This window comes from Bradyrhizobium sp. NBAIM03, from assembly GCF_020194055.1.
Classification (GTDB): Bacteria; Pseudomonadota; Alphaproteobacteria; order Rhizobiales; family Xanthobacteraceae; genus Bradyrhizobium; species Bradyrhizobium yuanmingense.
Genome location: NZ_JADYVS010000092.1, coordinates 1 through 931, shown reverse-complemented (window position 1 = coordinate 931; position 931 = coordinate 1). Strand labels below are relative to the sequence as shown.

Below are 931 nucleotides of genomic sequence, written 5' to 3'. Positions count from 1 at the left end.
CACGCCGTTGGCGATGCCGTCGAGCAGGTTGTTGATGTCGCTGGCGCGGTTGTCGAGCGACTGGGCCGTGAAGAAGTTGGTGGGATTGTCCAGGGCCGAGTTGACGCTCTTGCCGGTCGACAGACGGCTCTGGGTGGTGGCGAGAAGATCGGCGGTGGACTGGAGGGAGAGCAGGTTCTGACGAACCGATGCGGAGAGAACGATACCGGACATTGAGTGTTACCCTTCTGGTACGCAACGCAACAAAACTTCGATTAGGATTAATCGATGGCCGGGACGGTGAACGTTGTGGGCTAACAAAGCATGAAGCGAGTCGCGCCAGGCCCTCCACCGATTCACCATGTGCGCATCCGGAGCCTCAGCGTTCTCACCCATATCGTCATGATAGGACGGTGCTTTTCCGTGCACCGATGAGGCATTTGCGACTTGTCAACCATAACTGAGAGTGAGCAATTGGCTGCATCGAATGCACCGCTGCGACCTTGCCGGGCAGCACTCGCACGCCGGCCCAAAAAGAAAGCGGCGGGGCCGAAGCCCCGCCGCCGGATCTTGCTTGCGATATCGTCCGCGACTTAGCGGAGCAGCTGCAGCACGCTCTGCTGCGACTGGTTGGCCAGCGACAGCGCGGAGACCGCGATCGACTGGCGGGTCGACAGCGCCTGGCTGTTGGCCGCCTCAACATTGGTGTCGGCCAGGGTCAGGTTGGACGAGCCGGTCTGCAGTACGTTGATCAGGCTCTTGTTGAAGTCCTGACGAACCTGCACCACCGAGAGGTTCGAGCCGAGGCTCGAGGCCTGCGAGCGCAGCGTGCTCGAGGCGGCGTTGAGGTTGGTCAGCACCTTGTTGGTGGCAGCGTTATCGATGAAGTCGACACCGCTGGTCAGCGAGGCGAGGCCCAGACCCTTGGAGTTGTAGGTCACGCCGGTGATGC

The 931-nt window shown here is 61.2% G+C and carries 1 protein-coding gene and 1 pseudogene; both read right to left on the bottom strand.

Features of this window, described 5'->3' with window-relative positions:
• Positions 1-213 (bottom strand): annotated as a pseudogene (locus I6F21_RS37540) (flagellar protein); the annotation flags it as partial.
• A 359-nt stretch (positions 214-572) separates the two neighbouring features.
• On the bottom strand, positions 573-931 hold a 359-nt coding region (locus tag I6F21_RS37535), incomplete at its 5' end, for a flagellin (protein WP_276573641.1).